General features: G+C 52.8%; 4 protein-coding genes. All 4 read right to left on the reverse strand.

Features of this window, described 5'->3' with window-relative positions:
- Positions 1–77: 77 nt before the first annotated feature.
- Positions 78–689, reverse strand: a complete 612-nt coding sequence (locus ACP5D4_RS20310) for a hypothetical protein (protein ID WP_428013433.1) — start codon at positions 687–689, stop codon at positions 78–80.
- Between the two features lie 226 nt (positions 690–915).
- Positions 916–2,868, reverse strand: coding sequence for a Calx-beta domain-containing protein (locus ACP5D4_RS20315; protein ID WP_428013434.1), 1,953 nt, complete (start codon positions 2,866–2,868; stop codon positions 916–918).
- Between the two features lie 751 nt (positions 2,869–3,619).
- Positions 3,620–5,545 carry a tetratricopeptide repeat protein gene (locus tag ACP5D4_RS20320; protein ID WP_428013435.1) on the reverse strand — a complete coding sequence of 642 codons (1,926 nt, stop codon included), beginning with the start codon at positions 5,543–5,545 and terminating at the stop codon, positions 3,620–3,622.
- 179 nt (positions 5,546–5,724) lie between these two features.
- Positions 5,725–6,603 carry an alpha/beta fold hydrolase gene (locus tag ACP5D4_RS20325; RefSeq protein ID WP_428013436.1) on the reverse strand — a complete coding sequence of 293 codons (879 nt, stop codon included), beginning with the start codon at positions 6,601–6,603 and terminating at the stop codon, positions 5,725–5,727.
- Between the last annotated feature and the right edge of the window lie 407 nt (positions 6,604–7,010).

The following is a 7,010-nucleotide window of genomic DNA, read 5'->3' on the forward strand; positions in this document are numbered from 1 at the left end:
TTCATGGGTAATTTTCGAGGAGATTATATCTCCCACTTTACACGACCAGTGCCCTACGATTTGGCGGAATTTTGCCTTTATCCGATGGGGAGATGGCCCGATCGAACCCCGTGGATGTATTCGCTGCCCGAAACGAGCGATCCCCGGCGGTAGGCGGCTTCGTGGCCTTGTCCCCACCCCAGTTGTAAGACGACTTCGAGAAAGCTGTCGTTTTCCCATTTCCAGAGGTTCGCCCATTCTGTGCGGCGATCGATTTGGCGAACGTCTTCTGGAGAGATGCGCTGGTAATCTTTGCCTTGGTTGACGCTGAGGTATAAGTCCATTGAGGCGGTCGATCGCTCCCAGAAGGCGATCGTTTCTGGTTTGGCGCGGCGCAAGCTGTCTAAATCGCGATCGAGGGCGATGAGGCGATCGTGGACTTGGGGATAGTGTAGCGTCTCCCCGTGAAGAGTCAAGCTGCGCCAGACAATGCCGGATACGTCGTGTTCCTGTTGGTAGCGATGGACGGCGGATTTGAAATCCTGATACGCCGCAAACCGCTGCATCGCGTCGGGATTTAGCCAGCGATCGACGGCGGTATTGCCGATATACGGTGTCGCCGACAGATTCAACCGTTCCCCCCGCAGACAGGCTTGGTGTTCCGAGTCCAGAATCTCGATCAGTTCCTCGGTCGTGTAAACCTTCGCCATAACACCATCGTTCGATCGTCCTTAGTTTAGTGTTGCACAGGTCTGAATTATCCGTCATCTTGGCGGTTTCAGGTACGGTTTTGAGGCGGCGATGGTGCGACCACCCAAGATCCCCGGCATCTCGAAGATGCCGGGGATCTGTCAAGCTGGGATAAAAAACACCCCGAGAGGGGGGTGCTTTTTAGCAAGTGTACGAGACAAGTTTCGTCTTGAAAGACGATGCAGATTAGAGAATGTCCACGTTAGCAGTTGGATACAGACCCAATCCATTACCCGACAGCTCGGCGGTAATAAATTCACCAGCTGTACCATCAAAGAATGTCGGAACTTGAATCGTTTGAGTCAGTTCTCCGATACCGAAGCTCAATTGACCGCTAACAGGAACGAAATCATACTCGCCCGAACCAGCAACAGGAGCAGCACCATCAGGGTCGGCTATTGCCGCAGAACCCGTAGTGGAGGCAATCACACTATAGTCAACTGTTTCAGCCGTCGAAACGTTAGAACGGAAGACTGTCAACTCGATAAATTCGCCGTTGGGACCGTCACCGGTTCCTCCACCTGTAGCTGCAGCGTCCGTTCCACCAAGGCTGTACGCATCCGTTCCAAACGAGAACCCTACACCCGTAGCAGCCGCCGCTTGGTTGTTGATGAGCAAGTTGGCAGAATCGAGAACCTGACCCGAGCCGTTTTGCAACGTCAAGCTGGCGTTCTCAATTTCGGGTTCGGTCACTGCCGTACCATCGTTGTTAATGACTACATCCACCGTGGCGTACTGTTGTCCATCTGCGAACGTCACCGTCTGTCCGTCAATACGGGTGAAGTCGTCCGGACTCGTCGCAGTTGCGTCGAACGCATTGAAGTTGATGGTATCTTCGCCCACCGAAATACTACGTTTGATGGTAATTGGCGTGGTGAAGGTACCCAAGGCTGTACCGCCATCTGATTCAGCCACTCCGTAAACGTTGGTGGAAGCGCCCGCAACGGAATCGAGAACGAATTCGTACTCAGCACCACCTACGGCACCACCGCTTCCACCGGAATCGCCGATGGTAAGAACCGCTGCCGATTGGCTGCCGAGAACCGCGCCGTTGGTGGGGTCGAACAGCGACAGAGACACGGTTTTCCCGTCGTCGGCGATATTGGTCGTACCGGGGTCTGCCGGAAGCAGGACTTCAAAGGTTTTTTCGGTTTCGCCAGCGGCGAAGGTCAACAACCCGTCTGTCGTCTCGAAGAAGTCGATACCGCCTGCCAGTGCGGGGTTTGTTACCCCCGGCGTGACTTTGTAGCCTACGGAAATAGGGTCTTGAGAACCGTCGGTGCGCGTCACGGTAATCAGCGCCTTTCCAGGGTTTGCTGCGTCAGTTCCTTCAACTCCCGTGTAGGCTGCCGCACTGAACTGCAAGGCTCCTTGTGGTCCGGGGTCGGCAGATGCGGCACTGGTGAAGTCCGTCACGTCCAGGTCGGAGACGCCTTCGACTTTGGCGAGGAACTGGCTGGTTTGGCTGTCTTGAACGACCGAGTTGCCGTCGGCGTCTACTTGAATGTTGAGGTCTGTAAATTGCAGACCGTTCAACATAAATTTGTCTTCGCCTTTGGTGAAGTCTTTGATGAGGTCGGCATCGTCAACGGTTGCGCCGCCTGTTGTCAAGCTGGCGTCGCGCCGTCCGAGGACGAACATATCGTTTCCGGCGCCACCTTCGACTACGTCGGCACCGAGGTCGCCGAGAATTAGGTCGTCGCCAGCGTCTCCGAAGATGCTGTCGTTTTCTTGTCCGCCGAAGATGCTATCGTTGCCATCTCCGCCGTACAAGGCATCGTTGCCTTTGTTTCCGGTCATCACGTCGTCCCCGGCGCCGCCGTAACCGGTATCGTTGCCGAGGTCGGCGAAGACGAGGTCGTTACCGTCGTCTCCGCCGACTAAATCGTTGTCTTTTCCGCCGTAGAGGGAATCGTCTCCCGCTTCGCCGCACAGGGTGTCGTCACCGGCGTTCCCGAAGAGTTGGTCGTCTCCGAGTCCGCCTACGACGCTGTCGTTTCCGGCATCGGCGGCAACGGCGTCGTCTCCGTCACGGGAGTCGATGATGTCGTCTCCCGATAGGTCGGGTAAAAGTTCTCCTTGGATGTTTCCGCCCGGAATAATTAGATCTGGAACGAGGGTTCCTGTAATGTTTGCCATGGTTCCTCCACAGGTTTAGGCATTGTTTCTGGTAGAAACACCCGTGGAAATTCATCCTGCGTTTTGGCATCTTGGCATGGTTCGGGGAAGTGGTGCGTAGCACTTTTGCTTTCCCGAAGCTGAGGAATTAAAACCGAGGCAGGACGAGTAAAAAGCTCGTTAAAATGCAGGAAGGTAGCGTTTGCTTTCGATGGGCAGTTTCAATATTTTTGACTTCTAGAACCTCGCAATTGTTCCCGACAATCTTGGTACGATACGGACAGAGTTTCCTGTCATTGCTTTTCGGGGGGGGGTGACGGGGTTCCGGAAAGTTTTGATTAAAGTTTTGATTTTTTGGGCAGGATTTTTGGGGTCGATCGCGTTGCAGTTTCCAGAACGCTGCTCGATCGCCGATCGACCTTCGGGACAGTTTTGTATTTATATCTCTAGCCCCTTGCTTTTTTATCTGTTTTTTGATATTACAAAACCAAATTCATAAAAACCTTATAAATTGTAGGTTGATAAATTGTAGGTTGGGTGGAACGGAGTGGAACCCAACAGCAGTAAGCGTTATCGCCTCTCGTTGAGTTCCTTCAATCAACTCAACCTCCGCAATTTTCTGAATCTTTCCAAATTCCATAAATTTACAGAATTTATGCGGAATGGGTTGCCTCTATATCCCCGAAATCTCCAAGATTATGGGGATATTATCTCAAATTTTTTATATCAGAGAGGAACTGATAAAACATTGTCAAATGGTCTGAGATTGAGGTTACATGGCGCTTGGATGGAGCAAGCTATGCTGAATTTGAAAAGCTTTTCCCAAACTCGCCATTGCTTCTTGATGTTGGTTTAACACCGATAAGAGCTGTCCGCGACTGTACCAAGCTTCGTATTGTTCTGGTTTGAGTTTAATCGCTCGTTCGTAAGCTGTCAGCGCCTCTTCGTAACGCTGTAATTTCTCTAAGGCGCTACCGCTTCCATACCAAGCTTCGTAATAGTTGGGTTGAATTTCAATGGCGGTGTCGTAGGATTCTAACGCGCCATCGTAATGTTGCAATTTTTCGAGTAAAACGCCTCGATTGTACCAAGCTTCGGCATTTGATGGTTGAAGCTGCGTGACTCTTTCGTAAGATGTTACTGCCGCTTTATACCATTGCAACTTGACTAAAATTGCGCCACGATTATACCATACTTCGTAGCGATTTGAGTTAATTTTTGTTGCTTGTTCGTAGGCGTGAAGTGCGTCTTCGTAGCGTTCGACTTTGCCGAGAACGTTTCCGAGATTGTACCAAGATTCAAATTTAGAGGGGTCGAGTTCGGCGGCTTTTTGATAGGCGGAAATTGCTTCGTTGTATCGCTGTATTTTGCTGAGAATTGCGCCGAAGTTATGCCAAATTTCTTGGCTTTTGGGTTGAAGCTGTAACGCCCGCTGATAGCTTTTTAAAGCGTCGTCGTAGCGTTGCAGTTTGCCCAAGGCGTTGGCGCGGTTGTACCAGGCTTCGTATTTTTTGGGAGAGAGTTGCAAGGCTCGATCGTAACTGGCGATCGCTTCGGGATGTTGCTGCAATCGCCCCAAGGCGTTACCTCGCCCAAACCAGACATCGGCGCGATCGATCTGCCGTTCGAGGGCGTTGTCGAAACTCGTCACGGCGTCGGCGTACCGCCGCAAGCGATAGAGCAAGTTGCCGCGACGATACCAGGCGTCGGCGTTGCTGGAATCTAAGGCGATCGCGCGTTCGATGGCGACAATGGCATCGGAAATCCGCTGCACTTTCCCCAAGGCTTCGGCGTATCCCAACCAACCCTCGATCGAATTGGGTTTCGCTTCCAACAACCGCTCGTACAGTTCGATCGCCGTCTCGGGATTCTGGCGTTTGCTTTGGTGGGCTTGGCGCAAGGCGCGATCGATCCCCTGCGGCGACGGCTTCGCCTGGGCTGTCGCCTCGGCTGATGACTTCGCCGACGACTTCGCCGACGACTTCCCAGAGGATTTCTGCTGAAGCGACTCCAACCGCTGCGTCACGGCTCGCACCTTCTGACGCAATTCCGGTTTAATCGATTCTAAAATGACTTTCGGCGTAATCTTGGCAATTTCGGCGATGGTGCGATCTTTAATTTGATGAGTTTCCAACACCGCCGCCTGCAACTGATGCAAACATTCCTCGCGAACCCGCTCCACTTGATGGATTTCGTCGATTTGAACTTCCAAATCCCGCGTCAGCGCCTCCACTTGAGCCTGTGCGTTTTCGCTGGCGTCTTCCACCTGCTGTTCTAACCTTTCCAGCAATCGTTCCGCACGTTGACTCGAGGCGGCGAGTTGCCCTTCCAAATCTCCCAACTGTTTCAGTTGGTGGCGCACCTCCGTCACCATACGCTGCACCACGCGACGGCGCAACACGCCAAAGACAGCGATTGCGCCGAGGGGAGACAGCGCCAAACTCATCAACAAGGCTTGGGTGACTGTGATGTAGCGATCGAACGGAGCGGAAACCGTCGCCAAAGAGGCCCCAGAAAGCGAGTCAGACAGGGTTTCCGGCGCACTCACCGACGGCGATGCAGCAGCCATTTGTACGTCCACATCAGCTTGAAATGCCATCGGTTGCGGCGCTGCCACATCCGGCATCATCGGCGAGTCGATAGAGGCTTCCGGCGCTGCTAGTGCAGCCAGAGCGAGAAAAGCGTTGGGCGTACCCATAGGTGTAACCAGTCTTTCAGGGTGCTATTCCCTTTTTACAAGTTCCGTCTGGCTCTTCCGGAAATCTGGAGTTGATGGGGTGATGAGATAATGGGATGATGGGGTCGGTGCGTGATACGGGAATACAATATTAACCGGACTTCCTCAACATTTTTCGCCCGCGTCACGACCGTTATCAATTACCCCGGTAAATTATCAATTATCTCGTGTTGGTTCACGATCGCTCTCAAGCGGGACGCGACTACATCCGGTTGTTCGACCATCGAGAGATGGCCGCAGTTTTCCACTTCGATGGTGTTATGGCCGCAACAGTCGAATAAATGATGGAAACTCGCGAGATGGCGCACGTATTTCGGTTCCATAATCCTATCTTTCGCTCCGGCGATGAAATACACCGGTTGGCGAAGTTGAGAGACGATTTTCGGTAAGCGGTGAACTTCGTCTTCGGTGGTCGAGTCTAATAAGGCGCCTCGGGCGGCTTCGGGATGGGCGCAGACGAAATCGAGAACTCGTTGGCGTCCCCAGGTGCGATCGAGGGGTTTGGCAACCGCAGCCCGCGCAAACAGCCAGTCGATGAAGGGAAACTGGGCCAGCCAGATGGGACGCCAACGCACGATTTGGACGCCTGCGGTGCGAAATCGCTCGAATTCTTCTTTTAAATAAATGCCGCCGCCGGAATTGAGGCAAATCACCCCCCGCACCCGCTGGGGAAATTGGTACGCCATCCACAGGGCGACGGTTCCGCCAAGGGAATGTCCGACAATCCAAACGTTGGATAAGTCCAGGCGATCGAGTAAAATTTCTAAATCTTTGGCGTAGGCGGCAGGGGTGTATCGATCTCGATCGGGCAGGGGTCGATCGCTGTTGGGTTGGGATTCTCCGAACCCTCGCAAGTCGTAACACAAACACTGATGGTTCTGAGATAATCGCGTCACGAGGGGTTGCCAGTACTGACGGCTGAGAAGCCAGCCATGAACGAAGACTAACGCTGAACTGTCGGGTACGGGATCGCTTAGGTCGTAGGTATGTTCGACCCCTCGGATGTCGATACGTGCCATATTTCTATTTTGACATCTTTCTCAGTTCAGTTGACGCCGCCATCGCTGCTTTAAAGCTGCTTTGAAGCATTGTGCGTTGGGTTTCGCTTCGACTCGGAAAATCTCGAACGATAAGCATACCAAGTACTGCCGAACAAAGATGTTGACTGAACTTCGGACTCTGTTCGGATATTCAGGTTCGGATATCCCTATTGTAGCCTAGGTTCGCCGTCGCGCTCGGGATTAGCAAACTCTGCGATCGAACCTCTCTATCGAAAGGTAGATTTTTCTGAAAATTTGGGTTTTAAAACCCACCCATTCACACCAGATATGAGCGCATCCGCTTTTTGAACCGAGGAAACCCATGTCCTCACTCCCACATCGCCACAAATGCTGCCTCAAGATTCCTGAGAACCTGCTGCAACACA

The organism is Baaleninema sp., assembly GCF_049974805.1.
In the GTDB taxonomy this organism is placed as follows: Bacteria; Cyanobacteriota; Cyanobacteriia; order Cyanobacteriales; family Geitlerinemataceae; genus Baaleninema.

Coding starts and splice junctions, on each gene's coding strand:
- ACP5D4_RS20310 (WP_428013433.1), bottom strand. CDS start 689: ATGGCGAAGGTTTACACGACCGAGGAACTGATCGAGATTCTGGACTCG.
- ACP5D4_RS20320 (WP_428013435.1), bottom strand. CDS start 5,545: ATGGGTACGCCCAACGCTTTTCTCGCTCTGGCTGCACTAGCAGCGCCG.
- ACP5D4_RS20315 (WP_428013434.1), bottom strand. CDS start 2,868: ATGGCAAACATTACAGGAACCCTCGTTCCAGATCTAATTATTCCGGGC.
- ACP5D4_RS20325 (WP_428013436.1), bottom strand. CDS start 6,603: ATGGCACGTATCGACATCCGAGGGGTCGAACATACCTACGACCTAAGC.